Origin of the sequence: Qipengyuania sp. JC766, assembly GCF_040717445.1 — a bacterium.
Classification (GTDB): Bacteria; Pseudomonadota; Alphaproteobacteria; order Sphingomonadales; family Sphingomonadaceae; genus JC766.
In genome coordinates this window covers 1,536,581-1,555,000 of the sequence record NZ_JBFEFL010000001.1, presented here as the reverse complement: position 1 = coordinate 1,555,000, position 18,420 = coordinate 1,536,581, and the positions used below count along the sequence as shown (strand labels likewise).

Genomic DNA, 18,420 nt, shown 5'->3' with positions numbered 1-18,420 from the left:
TGCGGTCAGCCTGACCGAACAGGGCGGCACCGTGTTCGTCGTCGATGGCGAAGGCAAGGCGGCGACCCGCACGGTCCAGCTCGGCGCCATGGTCGAAGGCAACTGGATCGTGGAGAACGGCCTCAGGGTCGGGGACACCGTGATCGTCAGCAACCTCCAGAAACTTCGCCCCGGGGTCCCGGTGACGATCGCCAATACGCCCACGGGACGCCAGCCCGCCGCGAAGGCCAAGGCCCAAAGCCCGCGCGGAGCGCAATAAGGCATGGCACGGTTTTTCATCGACAGGCCGATCTTCGCCTGGGTCGTTTCGCTCGGCATCCTGCTGGCGGGCTTCATCGCGCTGCGGGCGCTGCCGATCGAGCAGTACCCGGAAGTGGCTCCGCCTTCGCTCGCCATCAATGTCGTCTACCCGGGCGCCGATGCGGAGACGCTGGAACAGAACGTCACGCAGGTTATCGAGCAGCAGCTGAACGGGGTCGAGGGCTTCCTCTACATGGCGTCGTCCAGCGGTTCCAACGGGGCGGCGACGATCACGCTGACTTTCGAGGCCGGCACCGATATCGATATCGCGCAGACCGAGGTCCAGAACCGTCTCAGCACGGTGGAGGCGCGGCTGCCCGAGGAAGTCCGCCGACAGGGAATCACCGTCCGCCAGGCGAATGCGGGCTTCCTGATGATCGTCGCGCTCACCTCCGAGAGCGGCGACCTGACGACCACCGACCTCGGCAACATCGCCGCGAACCAGGTCGTGGACGAACTACGCCGGGTGAACGGGGTGGGCGACGTGACCCTGTTCGGGTCGCAATACGCGATGCGCATCTGGCTCGATCCCGAAGCGCTGGCGTCCTACAACCTGTCGCCCAGCGCCGTCCTTGCCGCCATTCGCGAACAGAATGCGCAGACCGCAGGCGGTTCCATCGGCGCGCTGCCGACGGAGGACGGGCAGCAGATTACCGCAACGATCTCCACCGACGGCCGCTTCAGCACCGTCGAGGAATTCGAGAACATCATCCTTCGCGCCAATAGCGGCGCCGCGGTCGTCAGGCTGGCCGAAGTCGCGCGCGTGGAGATCGGCGCGCAGAGCTACGCGACATCGACGGAACTCAACGGCGAACCGATGGCCGGCATGGCCATCCAACTCGCGACCGGGGCCAATGCGCTGGCCGCGGCCGAAGGCGTGAAGGAACGACTGGCGGAACTCGCGCCCGGCCTTCCGGGCGACATCAGCTGGACCATTCCCTACGATACGACGCCCTTCGTCGAGGCGTCCGTCGAGGAAGTGGTCAAGACCCTGGTGGAAGCGATGGTCCTCGTATTCCTGGTCATGTTCATCTTCCTGCAGAACTGGCGCGCGACGCTGATCCCGACACTGGTAGTGCCGATCGCGCTGGCCGGTGCGTGCCTCGGCCTGTGGCTGTTCGGCTTTTCCATCAACGTGCTTTCCCTGTTCGGGATGGTGCTGGCGATCGGGATCCTCGTGGACGACGCCATCGTCGTCATCGAGAACGTCGAACGGATCATGCGCGAAGAAGGACTCCCTCCGGTACAGGCGACCCGCAAGGCGATGGGCCAGATCACCGGCGCGATCATCGGCATCACGCTCGTCCTGATCGCGGTGTTCGTGCCGATGGCATTCTTCCCCGGTTCGACCGGAGGCATCTATCGACAGTTCTCGGTAACGCTGGCGATCGCCATCTTCTTCTCCGCGTTCCTGGCCCTGTCCCTGACACCGGCACTGTGCGCGACATTCCTGAAGCCGATCGCCAAGGGACACGGCGAAGGCGGACAGGAGCCGGTCGACGAGGAAGCGGCGCAGCAGCCGGGCTGGCGGGGGAAACTCGCCCGCGGCCGCAACGCCGTTTCCCGCTTCTTCGCCGGCTTCAATCGCTGGTTCGCGCGGATGCAGGAAAAATACGGGCGGGCGAACGACCGAATCCTGTCGCGGCCTTGGCGCGCCTTCGCGGTCTTCCTGGCGCTCGGCCTGGTGACGATCCTGCTTTTCATCCGCCTGCCGTCCGCCTTCCTGCCGACCGAGGACCAGGGTTTCCTGATCACGGCGGTGCAGGCGCCGCCCGGTGCGACGCAGGAGCGGACCGATGAGGCGCTGGAGCCGATCACGGATTTCTGGCTCGCCCGAGAGGAGGTCGAAAATCTCGTCGTCGTGCGCGGCTTCAGCTTCTTCGGCCAGGGCCAGAACAACGCGATCATGTTCGCGTCGTTCAAGCCGTGGGGCGAACGGACGGATGAAGGCAGTTCGGCCGGGGCGATCCTGGGCCAGGCGATGGGCACGTTCGGGCAGATGGACAGCGCGACCGCGTTCGTCATCCAGCCGCCGGCGATCCAGTCGCTGGGACAGGCGAGCGGTTTCACGCTCAAGCTGCAGGACCGGGCCGGGCTGGGGCGCGACGCTCTCATGCAGGCGCGCGACCAGCTTCTGGGCATGGCGTCGCAGAACCCGACCATCGCCAATTTGAGGCCCGAGGACCAGGGGCCCAGTCCCGAAGTCGCGGTCGAGATCGACCGGGTCCAGGCGCGCGCGCTCGGCCTGTCGCTGACCGACGTGAATGCGGCGCTCTCCATCACCTTCGGCTCGGCCTATGCCAACGATTTCAACCGGGAAGGGCGAGTGCTGCAGGTGCTGGTCCAGGCCGACGCACCCTATCGCATGACGCCGGAGGACGTCCTGTCGCTCCGGATACCCAATGCCGATGGCGAACTGGTGCCGTTCAGCGCCTTTGCCTCCGCCGAATGGTCGGCCGCGCCGGCGAGCCTTGCTCGCTACAACGGATACCCGGCGATGACCCTGTCCGGCATGGCCGCCCCGGGTGAATCGTCGGGCGCCGCGCTGGAGGCGATGGAGCAGCTGGCCGAACAGTTGCCGCAGGGTATCGGGTACGAATGGACCGGTATTTCCTACGAGGAAAAGCAGGCCGGCGGGCAGATCGGCCTGCTGCTGGGCCTTTCCGTGGTGGTCGTGTTCCTGGTTCTCGCCGCGCTTTATGAAAGCTGGGCGGTGCCGCTCGCCGTGTTGCTCATCGTGCCGATGGGCGTGCTGGGCGCGACGGTGTTCTCGCTCCTGAGAGGGCTGTCGGCCGACGTCTATTTCAATGTCGGGCTGATCACGATCATCGGCCTGGCGGCGAAGAACGCGATCCTGATTGTGGAGTTCGCGATCGAGGAGGAAGAGCGGGGCTTGCGCCGGATCGATGCGGTCAAGGCTGCCGCGCGCCTGCGCCTGCGCCCGATCATCATGACTTCGCTTGCCTTCACCATGGGCATGGTCCCGCTGGTGCTGGCAAGCGGGGCGGGTGCCGCCAGCCGCATCGCGGTCGGCAGCGGGGTCATGGGCGGGATGATCGCGGCCACGGTGCTCGGCATCTTCCTCATTCCCATGCTCTACCTGCTCGTCCGGCGGAATGTCAGCCGCAAGCAGCCGGTCGCGACCGGCGGGCACGAAGGCGACTCCGATCATACTGGCCCCCTCACGGGCGAGGCCGAAGAAGGACCCGCGCGATGATGCGACCGATGAAACCCCTGCTGGCGCTGGCCGCCGCGACGAGCCTGCTGGCCGGCTGTGCCAGCATGGCGCCCGAGCACACGCGCCCGGAACTGGCGACAGCGCCCGTTTACGACAGCGAATGCGCGCCCGACGGGACCGTCGTCGCCTCGCAGCTGTCCTATCGCGACTGGTTCGCCGATCCGCGGCTGCAGGGCCTGATCACCAGCGCGCTGGCGAACAACCGGGACCTGCTGGCGGCCACTGCCCGGGTCGAACAGGCGCGCGCGCAATACCGCATCCAGGACAGCCGCCGCCTGCCGACCGTGGTGGCCGATGCGAGCGCGATCCGTTCGCGCCAGCCGCTCTCGGCGAATCCGGCGCTCGATACCGGCGATGTCGAGGGCGCCCCCGCGGCGGTCACCTTCAACCGGTTCGATGTCGGCGTCGGGGTGAGCGCCTTCGAACTCGATTTCTGGGGCCGCATTTCCAGCCTCAGCGAAGCGGCGCGCGCGCAGTACCTGTCCACGGTGGCGGCCCAGCGCGCGTTCTACCTTTCCCTGATCGCGGACACGGCGACGACCTATTTCGAGATCGTCGAGACGGAGGAACAGATCGCGCTGGCGCAGGCGACGGCCGACAGCCGGCGCGAAGGACTGCGCATCGCGCGGCTCCGGCTCGACAACGGAGTGACTTCCGCGCTGCCCTATCGCCAGGCGGAAACCCTGCTGACCCAGGCCGAGCAGCAGCTGGCGGTCGAGCGGCTGGCGCTGGCACGCCTGCGCAACCAGCTGGCCGTGCTGGTGGGAGGCACCATTCCCGACACGCTGCCCGAAGGGTTCGACCTGGCCGGACAGGACGACGAGCGACGGCTGGCGGCGGGCCTTCCGTCCGATCTCCTCCTCGTCAGGCCGGACATCATCGCGGCCGAGGAACAGCTGCGCGCCGCGCGTGCCAATATCGGCGCCGCGCGGGCCGCCTTCTTCCCGACGATTTCGCTGACCGGCACGGCCGGCCTTTCCTCCAACAGCCTCGACGGGCTGTTCTCGACCGACGGGCTGGGCTGGACCTTCGGGCCCAGCATCTCGCTGCCGATCTTCGACTGGGGCGCCCGCGAGGCGGATCTCGACCTGGCGCAGGCGCTGGAAGTCGAGCAGGTCGCGATCTACGACCGCACGGTCCAGACCGCCTTCCGCGAAGTCTCAGACGCGCTGGCCGGTCGCCGCTATCTCGCCGAACAGCTGGTCACGCTGCGGGACGCGCTCGAGGCGCAGGAAGACATCGCGCGCATCGCCCGCCTCCGGTATCGCGAAGGCGTGGCGGACTATCTCGAAGTGCTCGATGCGGAACGCAACCTGTTCAGCGCCCAGCAGCAATTGCTGGCGACCGAACGGGCGTGGCTGCAGAACCGTGCCACGCTGTTCGTGGCACTGGGCGGCGGCGCGCCGCAGGAACCCCGACCCTAAGCCATTTGCCCCCATGCCGGGCGTCCGGGGCGAAGCGTCCCGCGGGCCCCGGCTGTCATCCGTCATGCCGTTCATCGGTTCGACGAACCGATCAATCCTGTCGATTGCAGTCGGACGGGGCGATTGCGATTGCCGCCACGCCCGGTTAGATTGCATCGCAAGGGGACGGGTTCCGGACACGGAACGAATGCGGGTCGCACAAGGGGAGCAATTTCAAATGGGGATCGTACGAGGAGCCGCTTTCGCGGCGGGCCTGCTTGCCCTTTCGGGATGCACGACCCCGCGTCTGGATCCTCCGCCCATCGAACAGGCGCAGCCTCTCCCCGAACAATGGGCCTTCGGCACGCCGTCCGCGGCCGCGACCGATCTCGACAAATACTGGACCCTGCTGGACGATCCTGTCCTGACCGGCTTCGTGGAGCAGGCCCGGGCCCAGAATCTCGATCTCGCCCAGTCCGTCGCCACGCTTCGCCGCGCCGCGGCGGGTCTTCGCGAAAGCCGCGCCGGACGCCTGCCGACCGTTACGGCGGATGGCGGCCTGCGGCGCGACTTCGGCGATTTTACCGACGACGACATCCAGTTCATCCTCGGCGCGGATGTGTCGTGGGAAGCCGACCTGTTCGGCCGGATCGACGCGCGGGTGGACGCGGCGCAGCAGGATTTGCGGACGGCCGGGTATTCGCTCGCCGATATAGAGCGCGTTATTCTCGCCCAGGTCGCCAGTCAGACGGTGACCGCCCGATCGCTGGTCGAGCAGTTGCGGATCGCGCGCGAAACGCTCGCCATTCAGGACGAGAACCTGCAGATCGCGCGCTGGCGCCGGCAGGCGGGGCTCGTGTCCAGCTTGGACGTTGAACAGGCCCGGACCCAGCGTGCGCAGACCGCTGCGATCATCCCGCAGCTCGAAAGCGATCTGGTCGCCACGGCCAACGCGATCTCGGTCCTGATCGGAGAGGCGCCGGGCCCCGTCTACGTGACGCTGACCAGCGATCCCGGTCCCATTCCGGTCCCGCCCGCGGATGTCGGTTACGACGTCCCGGCGGAAATCCTGCGCGGCCGTCCCGACGTGCGCGCCGCGGAATCGCAACTGGCCGCCGATTTGGACCGGGTCGGGATCGCTCGCGCGCAGCTCCTCCCGCTCGTCCGCCTGTCGGGCACGGTCGGCAGCACCGCGCTGGGCATCGAGGACGTGTTCGACATCATTACCGGCAACCTGTTTGCCGGCATCAGCCAGCTTATTTTCGACGGCGGGCAGACGCGCGCGCAGATCGCTGGCGCCGAAGCGCTCGCCGACGGATCGCTGGCGGCATGGCGGCTTTCCATCCTGACCGCGCTGCAGGACGTGGAGACGTCTTCCGTGGACTTGCGGACCAGCCGCGAACGGCTGGTCGCGTTCCGCGAAGCGCGCGATGCGGCCAGCAATGCGGCGCTCCTGGCGCGCAGCCAGTACCAGGCCGGGCTGATCGATTTCCAGACGCTGCTGACGGCGGAAAGCCAGCTTCTCAGCGCGCGCCAGTCCGAGACGGGGGCAGAGGCCGCGCGGGCGACGTCCTTCATTGCGCTCGCACGCGCGCTGGGCGGCGGATGGGACGAGCCCGAGGGGGCAGGGATCGATAGGGAGTTGACCGAGCAATGAGCGATACCGGGAACCAGGCGACGGGCGATACCAGCCAGAGCGTCGAAGAATTTCTCGGCGAGAAGAAGCGCCCGTGGTGGCGCCGCTGGTACACGATCCTTGCGGTCGTCGTACTGCTCGTTCTCGTGCTGAGCCTCGCCTTCTGTTCCGGGGAGCAGGGACCGCCTGCTTACATCACCGAGGAAGTGACACAGGAATCGCTCGACCTGTCGGTGACGGCGACCGGCAATCTGCGTCCGACCAACCAGGTCGAAGTCGGCTCGGAAGTGTCCGGCCGCATCGACCGCGTGCTGGTGGACGTGAACGACCGGGTGACGCGGGGCCAGGTTATCGCCCAGATCAATACGGAAATCATCGACCAGCAGATCGCGCAGGCGCGCGCCGGCATGAACGCCCAGCGCGCCGCGCTGACGCAGGCCCGCGCGACGCTGGATGTCGACCGCGCCCAGCTCGCGCGCCTTCGCGAAGTGGCCGAACTGTCGGGCGGCAAGGTGCCGTCGCAGACCGAGCTCGAGCAGGCCGAAGCGGCCGTCGCCCGCGACCGTGCGGCCGTCGCCGCGGCGCAGGCCAATATCGAGGCGGCCGAAGCCACGCTGCAGTCCAACGTGACCCAGCGCGGACGGGCGGTCATCCGCGCACCCGTGACCGGCGTGGTCCTGGCGCGCCAGGTCGAACCGGGCCAGACGGTCGCTGCCAGCTTCAACACGCCGACCCTGTTCGTGATCGCGGAAGACCTGGCGGCGATGGAACTGCAGGTCGCGATCGACGAGGCCGATGTCGGCCAGGTCGAGGAAGGCCAGACCGCCTACTTCACCGTCGACGCCTATCCCGGCCGGCGCTTCCCGGCGCGGGTGGAACGCGTCGATCTGGCCTCCACCAACACGGTGCAGAGCGCCACCAGCGGCCTTGCATCCGGAGCGGCGGGCGCATCGGTCGTGAACTACGAAGCCCGCCTGATCGTGCAGAACCCGGAAGGACTGCTGCGACCGGGCATGACGGCGACTGCCACCATCACGACCGAGTCCACCGGCAACGTCCTGCTGGTGCCCAATGCAGCGCTGCGGTTCCGCCCCGATGCGCAGGAAGAGCAGGGCGGCGGGATGCTGCAGGTCGATGTGGGTCTGGACCAGCAGGAGCAGCAGGCGACCATCGGCGTCGGCAGCCGGCAGCAGGTCCATGTCCTAGAAGAAGACGGCACGCTGCGCACGATCGAGGTGGTGACCGGCGAAAGCGACGGACGCCGCACGGTGGTGCGGTCCAGCGACCTCAGGGCAGGCATGGAAGTCGTTACCGGCAAGAGGGCGCCCGGCGCATGAGCGAGGAGCCGCTCATCCAGCTCGAAGGGATTACCAAGACCTTCGGAACCGGCAGTGCGGCGTTCCAGGCGCTGAAAGGCGTCGATCTCACCATCGACCGTGGCGAATTCGTCGCGATCATGGGACCGTCTGGGTCGGGCAAGTCGACCACGATGAACATCCTCGGCTGTCTCGATACGCCGACCGGCGGCGTCTTCCGCTTCCGCGGCGTGGAAGTGCAGAAGCTGGGCCGCGACCAGCGCAGCCTGCTGCGGCGGCGTTATCTCGGTTTCGTGTTCCAGGGCTTCAACCTGCTGGCGCGCACGACCGCGCTCGAAAACGTGGAACTGCCGCTGCTCTATCGCGGCGAAAAGAAATCGGTCCGCCGGGATGCGGCCATGCATGCGCTGGAGCAGGTCGGCCTCGGCCCGTGGGCGTCGCATACCCCGGCGGAACTGTCCGGCGGCCAGCAGCAGCGCGTGGCGATCGCCCGCGCGCTGGCGACCGATCCCGACGTGCTGCTGGCGGACGAGCCGACCGGCAACCTCGATACCGAGCGGTCGGTCGAGATCATGGAACTGCTCGTGCGGCTGAACGGGGAAGGGATCACCGTCCTGATGGTGACGCACGAGGAAGAGATGGCGGCCTTTGCCAAGACCATCGTGCATTTCCGCGATGGCCTCGTCGAACGCACGGAGCGCGGCCTGCGCAGCGCGGCCGCCCGGCAGGAGGTACCCGCCTGATGTTCGGCATGTTCGGCGCGACCCTGCTGCTCGCCTTGCGCGAGATCCGGCGGCACATCATGCGTTCCATCCTGACGACGCTGGGCATCATCATCGGCGTCGCGGCCGTCGTTACCATGGTGACGCTGGGCAACGGCGTGACGGCGTCGGTGCAGGACGAGATATCCTCGCTCGGTGCGAGCAATTTCATCGTCTTCCCGCTGCGGACCGACCGGGGTGCGGTGCGGCCCTTCGACCAGGACGACGTCGACGCCGTGGAACGGCAGATCGCCGGAGTCGACGTGGCCGCCGGCAACGTCAACGCGCCCGCAACGGCGGTCCACAACGGGCAGGACTGGGACACGACCGTCAACGGCGCAGACGCGAAGTTCCTAGAAGCGCAGGGAATCGAGATCACCGAAGGCCGTCGCTTCACCAGCGAGGAGGAAACTTCGGGCCAGAACGTCTGCCTGCTCGGCCCCAAGGTGCGCGAGGCGATTTTCCTGCCCGGCACCAGCCCCGTGGGCGAACGGATGCGGCTGGACGATGTGTCCTGCACCGTCGTCGGCCTTCTGGAGGAACGCGGGCAGGGCGGCGGCAACGGCGCCGACCAGGACAATATGGTCATGATGCCGCTCAAGACAGTCCAGCGGCGCTTCCGCGGCAGCGACAGCCTCGATTATTTCGTGATCAAGTACGACACGGCCTATGCCGCCTCGACCATCCAGGATTCGCTGGTCGACCTGCTGCGCGAGCGGCGCCTGCTGCAGGAAGGGCAGGACAACGATTTCAACATCATCGACACCCAGCAGGTGAACGATGCGCTGGGCTCCGTGATGGGCGCGCTGACTTCCATGGTCGCCGTGATCGCGGGGATCAGCCTGCTGGTCGGCGGGATTGGCATCATGAACATCATGCTGGTGTCCGTGACGGAGCGAACGCGGGAAATCGGCATCCGCCTCGCGATCGGGGCGCTGGCACGGGAAGTGCGGTTGCAATTCCTGACAGAAGCGGTGGTGCTGTGCGCGTTCGGCGGCCTGGTGGGCCTCGGCCTTTCCTTCCTGCTGTCGCTATGGCTGACTTCGCTGCTGGAAGTGCCCTACGTGTTCGATCCGGCGATCAACATCCTGAGCTTCATCTTCGCGGCCGCCATGGGCATCATCTTCGGATATTATCCGGCCCGGCGCGCGTCCAAGCTCGATCCCATCGACGCGCTGCGGCACGAATAGGATTTCGTTCGCCGGTTCAGCCGGCGCGGACCTTGGCCAGGAAGGCGTTGACCTGCTTGCGCATGTCGGCGGCCTGCTGCTCCAGCAACGTCGCAGAGGACAGGACCTGCGAGGCCGCGGCCCCCGTCGAAAGCGCGGTTTCCCGCACCTCCACGATGCTCGACGCCACGCCTTCGCTGCTTCGTGCCGCCAGGTCGATGCTGCGGGCAAGGTCCTGCCCGGCGACCGATTGCTGGTCCACCGCCGAGGCAATGGAAATGGCCGTCGTCTCCAGCTGCTGGACATGATCGCCGATGGACTTGAGCGCCGCAACGCTGTCCCCCGTGGACGCCTGCATCCCCTTGATCTGATCCGCGATGTCCTCCGTCGCCCGGCTGGTCTGGGCGGCAAGCTCCTTCACTTCGGCCGCCACGACCGCAAACCCTCGGCCAGCCTCGCCGCCACGCGCCGCCTCGATCGAAGCGTTCAATGCGAGCAGGTTGGTACGTTTGGCGATCGAGTGGATGAGCTCGACCACGTCTCCGATCCGCAGAGCACTCTGCTGTAGCGCGATCACGGTGCTGTCGGCGCTGCTGGCGGTATCGGCCGCCTTTCGCGCCAGCTCGGCGGAGCTCGCCGCTTGGCGGCTGATTTCCCCGATCGACATGGCGAACTCGTCGCTCGCCGCCGCAGCTGCGGTCACACCGGACGAGGCCTCCCCCATGGAGAAGGCGACTTCGGTCGCCTTGGAGTTGGATTGCTCCGCGGTTGCCGCCATTTCCGTGGCAGTCGCTCTTAGCTCTCGCGATGACGCGGCCACGTTGCCGGCTATCTCGCCTACCGCCCGTTCGAAACGATCGGCCAGTTCCTTGAGCATGGCGGCTTCGCGCAACCGTGCCTGTTCCCTTTCTGCGAGCTCGGCCTTCGCCCGCTGCGCGCGCTCTTCGGCAGCCTGCTTGATGTAGGTGTTGCCCCGTTTGAAGATTTCGATCGACCGTACCATCTCGCCGATTTCGTCACGGCGGTCCGCCCCGGTAATATCGAACTCGTTGTCGCCCTTCGCGATACGCTGCATGCCGACGGAGATCTCGCCAACCTTGCGAGCGACATCGGACAGGACATGCCGCATGCCGAAAAGCAGCAGGAGCATCGCGACGAGGAAGAGCGCGGATGAGGCGAACACCGTGTTGAAGAAGGCGCTCATGCCGACCTCTTCCGCTCGGGCGGCTTCGGCACCGAGGCGTTCCTCGAGATCGCGGGACTGGTCGTAAAGCGTGTCGCCCGTGGCGGCGAGTTCCCCTCTCTGGCTCGCACCTCCGTTGCCCGACGGTGTGGCTCTCAGCTCGTCGAAAGTCTGTTCGTAATCCGCGAGGTTGCCGGTCATTGCAGCGAGAGCGGCCCCGAAAGTTGGATCGTCCAGGCGGGCTGTTGCGGATATTTTTTCGAGGCTCTGTCGTGCGGTGTCGGCATTACTGCGAACGCGTTCGACCGAATCCTCGTCGGCCTCGATCAGATATTGCGCGGCGGCAAGGCGCATTTCCCCGATCGTCCCGCGCAGGTCCGCCGAACTGAGTGTGGCGGAATTGATCTGCGCATAGCGATCGTATTGGCCGTAGATGGAGCTCATGCTGATGCCCATCACGAGGACGAGAATGGCGATGAGCGCCAGGAAGCTGGCGAAGATGACCTGCAGCTTCCGTGCGAGCGGCAAGTCCCGGTAACGAACGAGAAGCGGGTGAAGGCGGCGGTTTTCCCGTTCCTGGGCTATCAGCCGATCCACTTCGTCGACTGTCTCTTTGCGCGCTTCTTCGTGCGGGTTCATGGTCAGCCTCTTGCCATGCTGTGTTTTATCGTGCCGGTGTCGAAAGCGTTGCAGAGCAGTTCTCCGACCTGGTCGGGTGCCATCGCCTTGAAGTAGAGCCACCCCTGGATCTGGTCGCATCCCGCGGTTCGCACCATGTCGGCCTGCGCTTCGGTTTCCACGCCTTCTGCCGTGACCCCCATCTTGAGCGCCTGTGCCATCGAGATGCTCGACAGCATCATCGCACGGCTGCTTTCATCGGCGGTCGAATCCATGACGAGGGAGCGATCCAGCTTCAGCTTCTCGAACCGGAACTGGCGCAGGAAGCCTATGGATGCGTATCCGGTCCCGAAATCGTCCAGCGCCACGCTCACCCCGAAGCCGCGGATGACATCGAGTGCCCGCTCGGCCACGACGGGATCGAGGACCAGGCTCGTCTCGGTAATTTCCAGTTCCAGTCGTTCCGGCGGGAAGCCGGTTTCTTCCAGGATCTGTCCGAGCAGGATCGGGAATTCCGGATTGCGCAATTGCGCTGCGGAGATGTTGACCGAAAGCTTGATGTCGTCCCACCCGAGCGCCTCGCGACATGCGCGACGCAGGACGAAGACGCCGATCGCGTTGATGAGGCCGGATTCCTCCGCGACAGGAATGAATACATTGGGTCCGATGACCCTACCGTCGGGCCGCTCCCAGCGCAGGAGCGATTCCACCGCCACGATGGCCCCGGTCTTCGCGTCGACGAGCGGCTGGTACGCGACCTTGAACTCCTCGTTCGCCAAGGCCTCGCGCAGGTCGTGGTCGAGTTCCCTGATCGCCTCGAGGCTGCGATCGAAGCCCGGCTTGTAGATGGTGATGCGCATCTTGCCGTCCTTCTTGGAGGCATACATGGCGACATCGGCCCGCCGCAGGAGTTCGGACGAGGTCAGCGGATCGCTCACGGTTCCGCGCGCAAGCCCGATACTGGCGCCGATCGCGATACGGCGATCATCGATCGCGATCGGCAGCGCAAGCCGGTCGAGGAACTTGCGGCAGATACCTTCGAGCATCGTGGCGGAGAGCGGCCCGCTCATCATCAGGGCGAATTCGTCGCCGCCGAGGCGGTAGCAGCGCGCATCCTTCGCGCAGATCTCGAGCAGCATTTCCGACGTCGAGCGTATCAGCGTGTCGCCGACATGATGGCCGTATAGATCGTTGACGAGCTTGAAACCGTCCAGATCGATCAGGGCGACGGCAATGTCGCGGTCGGCTTCCAGATCCTGGCGTACGTCCGCATGCAGGGCGCGGCGGTTGGGAAGGTCGCTCAGGCTGTCCGTCAGGCCGAGCGTCTCCAGAGCGCCGATCCGCTCCAGTCCCATGCGGCACAGCAATGCGGCCGTGGCACCGTAGAGCGCCAGCCCACCGACCAATGCGGAAACCTTGCCGCGCATCGTCATGCTCTCGGCCATGAAGACAAGCGAAAGGAGAAGAATGAAAAGAAGCGACAATACGACCAGGGGAACGAACACCAGCATGCGCGGCGTCAGTTCGCGACTCTGAATCCAGCCAAGCATTGCGAGCGCGATCCCCTGTGACGAGACCTGCGGCCTCCTCCCACGCGCTAGGACAGGGCCACCTAAGATATGGTTAAATAGCGATTTAGCGGGATGCGGCCCGGGCCTGGCGGACAGGCTCGCTGTCGTCTCCTGGACGGAACAGCCCGCCCGACCCCGGGATGCCAACGAGAGCAGCGTCCGATCCCGCAGGCTTCTCCCCTGCGCCCAGCATCACCCAGCCGTCACGCGCCACGCGCTCCGCGATCCTGTCGAGGGCTACCTGTCGCCGCGCGGCGTCGAAATAGAGCAGGACATTGCGGCACAGGACGAGGTCGTAGCGATGAGGGCGGAGCACGGGATCGAGAAGGTTGGCCTTGGTGAACCTGACCGAACTGCGGAGGTCCGGAACGGCTGTCCACCCTTTGCCGGTTTCTTCGAAAAACCCGATCGTTTCGGCGGCGCTCAGTCCGCGTTGCACTTCGAACTGGGTATATGTGCCGCGGCGCGCGTATTCGATCGCCGACTGCGAGATATCCGTTCCCGTGATATCGATGGTCCAGCCCCGCCACTCATGCGGCCGGGAAAGGAAGAGCATCGCCAGGGAATACGCTTCCTGGCCGGTCGAACAGCCCGCAGACAGGATATTGAGCCGTTTCGTCCCCGCGCGCCGGCTAGCAAGATCGGGAAGTACCTGCGCGGCGATCCTGTCGAACATGGGCCGGTCGCGAAAGAAATAGGTCTCGTTGTTGAGAAGCGCTTCCACGACTTCGGTCGCCAGATCGTCCGATGCGGATTCGGCCAGAAGGCAGACCAGTTCGTCGGGACAGCTGATCCCGTGCCGACGGAAGACGCCCGAAAGGGCCGTCGCGACCCGCCAGCGCCGGTCCTCGGTTATCTGCTGTCCCGTCCTCGCCTCGAGAAGATCGACAATGATCCGATGCGCTATCTCGCTCATGCCGCCGCCTCGCGCAGGCGATGCCGACAGATGTGCCGCGCCAGCGCTTCGGGCGGAAGGGTGGCGTCAGCCAAGCCCGCACGGGAAACGGCCCCGGGCATGCCCCAGACGGCGGAGCTATCGGGGTCCTGCGCAAGGATCATCCCGCCGGCTCTTACGAGCGACGCGGCACCGATGGCACCATCGCGCCCCATCCCGGAAAGTATCACACCGATCGCGTTTCCGTCGCATGCGTGTGCTGCGCTCTCAAGCATGGGATCGACCGACGGACAACAGCCGCTCGGGGCAGGGGCCTTGCTCAGGTCCAGCGAAAGTCCGGTATCGGAACGGGAAAACAGAAGATGGCTATCGCCGGGGGCGACGTAGATCGTGCCGCGCCGGACTTCCATGGCCGGCCGGGCCAGGCTCGTCGGGCGTCCGCTGCAGGTTTCCAGCTGCCTGACGAAGATCGGCATGAATTCATGGGGCAGGTGCTGCGTGATCGCGATCGGGCGATCCATGTCGGGCGGCAGCGCCTGCAGGAACTTGCTGATCGCATGGATGCCACCTGTCGAGGCACCTATCGCGATGATGTCCGGATCGCGCAAACGCGCCGGTGATGCCGGACGATCGGCTGCGGGATTGTGCGGAAGGGACGCGCGTTGCCGTGAAGGATCGAGCGCGCGGATCCGGGCCAGCAGATCGTCGGTGTATCGCTGGTCGAATTCACCGGACCGCGGCTTCGCCATCGTATCGGCCGCACCCATGGAAAGCGCGCGCACGGCATGCTCGCCGCCGTCCTGCGTCAGGGAGGAAACCACGAGTATCTGAGAAGCGGGGGAGACCCTGAGTATTTCCGGCAGGGCCTGCGCACCGCCCATGCCCGGCATCTCCAGGTCGAGAAGGATGACAGGCGGTTGCGTTCCCTTGAGGAGTGAAAGCGCGTCTTCAGCAGAACGGACAGCGGCGACCACCTGAAGGTCCGGTTGTGCTCCGATGATCCGCTTGAAAACCGTGCGCACGAGCAGCGAATCATCCACGATCAGGACGCCGGTCATCGCACTGGCGCTTGCCGAGGGGGAGTGAAGCCGGGCAGTCTCGTGGATCACGGCAAGCGCCTCAGGCCATCCCGACCAGTTGCAACTTGATCTGCAGCGTTTCGTGATCGAACGGTTTCATCACGTATTCGTCCGCGCCGGCCCCGATCGCCTCGCGGATGTGGGCGACATCGTTCTCCGTCGTGCAGAACACCACCTTGGGGCGTTCTCCTCCGGGCGACCGGCGAAGCTGGTGCAGGAATTCGATGCCGCTCAGGACCGGCATGTTCCAGTCGAGCAGGACGACATCGGGCATAGCCTCCTCGCATCGTTCGAGGCCGTCGGCACCGTTCTCGGCCTCGGAGACCTCGAAACCGAGCGACTCCAGAATGTGTCGTGAGACCTTCCTGATAACGCGGGAATCATCGACAATCAGGCACGTTTTCATCGTGTTGTTTCCTCTGTTCGGAGGAGGGCGTATCGGGTGAACGTCACCATGCCCTTAAGCTGCACGGCTTTCTGCGGGATCTATCATCCGGATCGGGTCGAGCAGGACGGCGGGGCCCTCCGGCGTCTCCAGTAGGCCGGCGGACGCATCGCGCCACGCCGCCCCGTATCCGCCCGCGATGTGTTCGGGCGAGCCCGACACCTCGACCACATCCTCTACGAAATCGACGTGCAGGGCATAGGAATGACCTGAAGATCGGAAGACGACCGCGCGCTCGCCCCGGGCGTTGCGGTCGACACCAAGGACCCGGCACGCATCGATCACCGTGAGGGACTGGCTTCGGACCGCGGTTATACCGGTCACATGATCCGGTGCGCCAGGAACGGGAAAGATCTCGTCGATCTCGATTACGGAGTCGACGATGCCGCTGTCGAAAGCCGCCAGCTTCCGATCGATCCGGACGAGAAGATAGAGCGAACTCATGCCAATTTCCTGCCCGCGACTTCGGCCAAGGCGGCCAGGATCGCACCGCGGTCATACCTTGGTATTGCGCCATCAGTTCCGGCGTGGCCCTCTTCGCTCAGCCGGATAACCGGCGTCCGGCGATCCGTTTCGAGATCCTCGTCCGACATATCCGTCATGACGAAACACACATCCGCTTCGGCGTCCCGGTCGGATACCAGACGGTAACCTGCCGAACGCAGCAGGGGTGCGAGCACGGTCTGTGCCCATTCATGGCCTTCGGGCAACCTGCAAACCATGTGCGATCCCCTGGACCGATCGACAGCCAGTTCGGACAAGAGGGCATGACCATCGAGGATTGTGACCGGGCGGTCATCGATGAGGGCCAGTCCTTCGAAGAAGGACTCGTCGGGCAGCGGCCGCACATCGAAGCCGATTGTCCTTGTGTCGCCGAGCTTGCCGACGGCGATGGCGATCTCCGCATGACCGTCGCTTGCGAGGATGAAGATCATCCGCGGCGAAATTTCGTCCCCGTCCACGATGCCGAACACCGGCAGAAGGCGGCTGCCGATCACGACATTTGCAGAATTCGGTTTGAGGTCGACGGCCGCAGCTTCGACCACCTCGATCCGCGAGACCAGCGCCATCGGAATGGCCATCACCGTGGTATCGAGAGCGGCGAAAACCATGACCTCCCGTCCCGGAACGTGATTGTGAACCGCGTTCTTTGCCGGAGATGCCGAGCGTTCCTTCGTTACCGCGCCCAGGCCATACCGGGCAGCGATCCGGGCCGTGTCGAGCATGAGCACGATGCTGCCGTCGTCGAGCAAGGTGGTGCCGGCGTAGTGCCCGATCTGCATGATGACCGGCGGCAGCGGCTTCACCACCAGGTCTTCCTGATCCAGGACCTGGTCCACCAGCAGGGCGAAATCGGTCCCGCCCGAACTCCGGACGAGAATGACCTTTCTGGCAGCTCCGGTATCGCTGCCGCGATCGGTTCCGAGGATCTCGGCAAGATCCATCGCGGGAATTCGCTTCCCCTCGTGCAGGAAGACCTGCCGGTCTCCGGCCTCTGCGAGGTTATCTCTGGCAACCTTGGGCGGAACGATCTGTTCGACGTGGGACAGGGGAATCGCAAATCGCTGCGATCCGTCCCGGACGATCAGGGCCGAGAGGATACTCAGCGTCAGGGGTACCTGTACGGACACGGTGGTGCCTTCGCCCCGGTCCGACGAAATCTGCACGCTGCCGCCTATGGCGGAGAGGTTGGAGCGGACGACGTCCATGCCGACGCCGCGGCCGGATACGGTGCTGATTTCGGCAGCAGTGGAAAAACCGGGTTCGAAGACAAGATCGAGAATCGCCGCATCGTCCATTCGCGACAATTCCGCGCTGGTCACGAGGCCGCTTGAAAGCGCTTTCGATGCAATCCGATCGCGATCGAGGCCGCGGCCGTCGTCGGTCACGTCGATCGTGATTCGGTTGCCCGACTGCCGCGCGCGCACGGTCAGCAGACCGATCTCGCGCTTGCCGGCGGCACGCCTCTCCGACGGAGGCTCTATGCCATGATCGATCGCGTTGCGAAGAAGATGCACGAAAGGATCGCGCACCATTTCGATCATCTCGCGATCGAGTTCGACATCGCCCCCGTCGAGGTCGATCATGACCTGCTTTCCCAGCTCTGCCGCGAGGTCGCGCACGAGCCGCGGAAACGCGGAATACAGATGATCGACCCGCTGCATCCGCATGCGCGTCACCGCGTCGCGCACGTCGTCCAGTTGCGCGCTGAGCCGATCGAAAGAACCGTGCAGCGCGCCGGTGTCATCGTGTTCGAGAACCTTGCGCGACAGATCGTTGCGGGCAAGGACGAGATCCGACACGCCCGCCATGATGCGGTCGAGGAGATCAATCGGCAGTCGGATCGTGCGTTGCACCGATGCCGCGCCCTGGACCGCGCTTTTGCGGTCGTCGCTGGCGGGGTGGGCACTTCCGGTGGCGATCGTTTCTTCCGGCGTCGGATCGAGCGCTGCGATGAGCGCGGCATCGTCGAGCGACGGCGGGGGCGTCCCTGCTTCGATCGCATCCATCATTGCCTTGATCGCATCGACCACGGCGAGAACCGCCGACACGAGCGAGGACCCCGCGTCGCGCCGGCCCGCACGGACTTCCGAGAGGGCAGTCTCGGCAGCGTGGCTCAAACCTTCTAGACGCGGAAAATCGAAGAAGCCGCAATTGCCTTTCACCGTGTGGACGAAGCGGAAAATGGCATCGAGGCGCGCGCGGTCGGACGGATCGGCTTCCCAGGCGACGAGTTCGCCCGCGACAGCCTCCATCATTTCCCTAGTTTCGGCGACGAACTCGCTCAGCAATTCGTCCATGCGAC

The 18,420-nt window shown here is 65.7% G+C and carries 14 protein-coding genes (1 of these 14 running past the window's edge); 7 read left to right on the top strand and 7 right to left on the bottom strand.

Features of this window, described 5'->3' with window-relative positions:
- From AB1K63_RS07590 to AB1K63_RS07560, 7 genes are all read left to right on the top strand, one after another.
- Nucleotides 1-259 carry the 3' portion of an efflux RND transporter periplasmic adaptor subunit gene (locus tag AB1K63_RS07590; RefSeq protein ID WP_366959442.1) on the top strand. Its footprint begins 908 nt before the window's first position, so 259 of the gene's 1,167 nt are visible here — the last part of the coding sequence; the start codon falls outside the window, past its left edge; the stop codon is at nt 257-259.
- Between the two features lie 3 nt (nt 260-262).
- Nucleotides 263-3,517 carry an efflux RND transporter permease subunit gene (locus AB1K63_RS07585; RefSeq protein ID WP_366959441.1) on the top strand — a complete coding sequence of 1,085 codons (3,255 nt, stop codon included), beginning with the start codon at nt 263-265 and terminating at the stop codon, nt 3,515-3,517.
- A complete protein-coding gene (locus AB1K63_RS07580; RefSeq protein WP_366959440.1) occupies nt 3,514-4,962 on the top strand; it encodes an efflux transporter outer membrane subunit in 1,449 nt (482 codons plus the stop codon). The genes AB1K63_RS07585 and AB1K63_RS07580 overlap by 4 nt, the downstream gene beginning before the upstream one ends.
- A 217-nt stretch (nt 4,963-5,179) precedes the next feature.
- On the top strand, nt 5,180-6,598 hold the full coding sequence (locus AB1K63_RS07575; protein ID WP_366959439.1) for an efflux transporter outer membrane subunit: 1,419 nt from the start codon (nt 5,180-5,182) through the stop codon (nt 6,596-6,598).
- The gene (locus AB1K63_RS07570) at nt 6,595-7,914 is read left to right on the top strand and encodes an efflux RND transporter periplasmic adaptor subunit (RefSeq protein ID WP_366959438.1); all 1,320 of its coding nucleotides are present in this window, start codon (nt 6,595-6,597) and stop codon (nt 7,912-7,914) included. The genes AB1K63_RS07575 and AB1K63_RS07570 overlap by 4 nt, the downstream gene beginning before the upstream one ends.
- Entirely contained in the window at nt 7,911-8,636 is a 726-nt protein-coding gene (locus tag AB1K63_RS07565; RefSeq protein ID WP_366959437.1) for an ABC transporter ATP-binding protein, read from the top strand. The genes AB1K63_RS07570 and AB1K63_RS07565 overlap by 4 nt, the downstream gene beginning before the upstream one ends.
- A gap of 8 nt (nt 8,637-8,644) precedes the next feature.
- Nucleotides 8,645-9,844, top strand: coding sequence for an ABC transporter permease (locus AB1K63_RS07560; protein ID WP_366960666.1), 1,200 nt, complete (start codon nt 8,645-8,647; stop codon nt 9,842-9,844).
- Between the two features lie 16 nt (nt 9,845-9,860).
- On the opposite strand, the gene AB1K63_RS07555 is transcribed toward AB1K63_RS07560, so the two are convergent.
- The 7 genes from AB1K63_RS07555 to AB1K63_RS07525 form a co-directional block, all read right to left on the bottom strand.
- Nucleotides 9,861-11,645, bottom strand: coding sequence for a methyl-accepting chemotaxis protein (locus AB1K63_RS07555; RefSeq protein WP_366959436.1), 1,785 nt, complete (start codon nt 11,643-11,645; stop codon nt 9,861-9,863).
- Nucleotides 11,646-11,647: 2 nt separating this feature from the next.
- Nucleotides 11,648-13,174, bottom strand: coding sequence for a bifunctional diguanylate cyclase/phosphodiesterase (locus AB1K63_RS07550; protein ID WP_366959433.1), 1,527 nt, complete (start codon nt 13,172-13,174; stop codon nt 11,648-11,650).
- An 85-nt stretch (nt 13,175-13,259) separates the two neighbouring features.
- A complete protein-coding gene (locus AB1K63_RS07545) occupies nt 13,260-14,111 on the bottom strand; it encodes a protein-glutamate O-methyltransferase CheR (RefSeq protein ID WP_366959431.1) in 852 nt (283 codons plus the stop codon).
- Entirely contained in the window at nt 14,108-15,199 is a 1,092-nt protein-coding gene (gene cheB, locus AB1K63_RS07540; RefSeq protein ID WP_366959430.1) for a chemotaxis-specific protein-glutamate methyltransferase CheB, read from the bottom strand. The genes AB1K63_RS07545 and cheB overlap by 4 nt, the downstream gene beginning before the upstream one ends.
- A 10-nt stretch (nt 15,200-15,209) precedes the next feature.
- Complete coding sequence (locus AB1K63_RS07535; RefSeq protein WP_366959429.1) at nt 15,210-15,575, bottom strand: response regulator; 366 nt, start codon at nt 15,573-15,575, stop codon at nt 15,210-15,212.
- A gap of 54 nt (nt 15,576-15,629) precedes the next feature.
- Nucleotides 15,630-16,058, bottom strand: a complete 429-nt coding sequence (locus AB1K63_RS07530; protein WP_366959428.1) for a chemotaxis protein CheW — start codon at nt 16,056-16,058, stop codon at nt 15,630-15,632.
- On the bottom strand, nt 16,055-18,415 hold the full coding sequence (locus tag AB1K63_RS07525; protein ID WP_366959426.1) for a chemotaxis protein CheA: 2,361 nt from the start codon (nt 18,413-18,415) through the stop codon (nt 16,055-16,057). Before AB1K63_RS07525 ends, AB1K63_RS07530 begins: the two co-directional genes overlap by 4 nt.
- Between the last annotated feature and the right edge of the window lie 5 nt (nt 18,416-18,420).

Excerpts from the sequence above, each read along its gene's own strand:
- AB1K63_RS07585 (WP_366959441.1), top strand. The coding sequence starts at position 263 with ATGGCACGGTTTTTCATCGACAGGCCGATCTTCGCCTGGGTCGTTTCG.
- AB1K63_RS07580 (WP_366959440.1), top strand. The coding sequence starts at position 3,514 with ATGATGCGACCGATGAAACCCCTGCTGGCGCTGGCCGCCGCGACGAGC.
- AB1K63_RS07575 (WP_366959439.1), top strand. The coding sequence starts at position 5,180 with ATGGGGATCGTACGAGGAGCCGCTTTCGCGGCGGGCCTGCTTGCCCTT.
- AB1K63_RS07570 (WP_366959438.1), top strand. The coding sequence starts at position 6,595 with ATGAGCGATACCGGGAACCAGGCGACGGGCGATACCAGCCAGAGCGTC.
- AB1K63_RS07565 (WP_366959437.1), top strand. The coding sequence starts at position 7,911 with ATGAGCGAGGAGCCGCTCATCCAGCTCGAAGGGATTACCAAGACCTTC.
- AB1K63_RS07560 (WP_366960666.1), top strand. The coding sequence starts at position 8,645 with ATGTTCGGCGCGACCCTGCTGCTCGCCTTGCGCGAGATCCGGCGGCAC.
- AB1K63_RS07555 (WP_366959436.1), bottom strand. The coding sequence starts at position 11,645 with ATGAACCCGCACGAAGAAGCGCGCAAAGAGACAGTCGACGAAGTGGAT.
- AB1K63_RS07550 (WP_366959433.1), bottom strand. The coding sequence starts at position 13,174 with ATGCTTGGCTGGATTCAGAGTCGCGAACTGACGCCGCGCATGCTGGTG.
- AB1K63_RS07545 (WP_366959431.1), bottom strand. The coding sequence starts at position 14,111 with ATGAGCGAGATAGCGCATCGGATCATTGTCGATCTTCTCGAGGCGAGG.
- AB1K63_RS07535 (WP_366959429.1), bottom strand. The coding sequence starts at position 15,575 with ATGAAAACGTGCCTGATTGTCGATGATTCCCGCGTTATCAGGAAGGTC.
- AB1K63_RS07530 (WP_366959428.1), bottom strand. The coding sequence starts at position 16,058 with ATGAGTTCGCTCTATCTTCTCGTCCGGATCGATCGGAAGCTGGCGGCT.
- AB1K63_RS07525 (WP_366959426.1), bottom strand. The coding sequence starts at position 18,415 with ATGGACGAATTGCTGAGCGAGTTCGTCGCCGAAACTAGGGAAATGATG.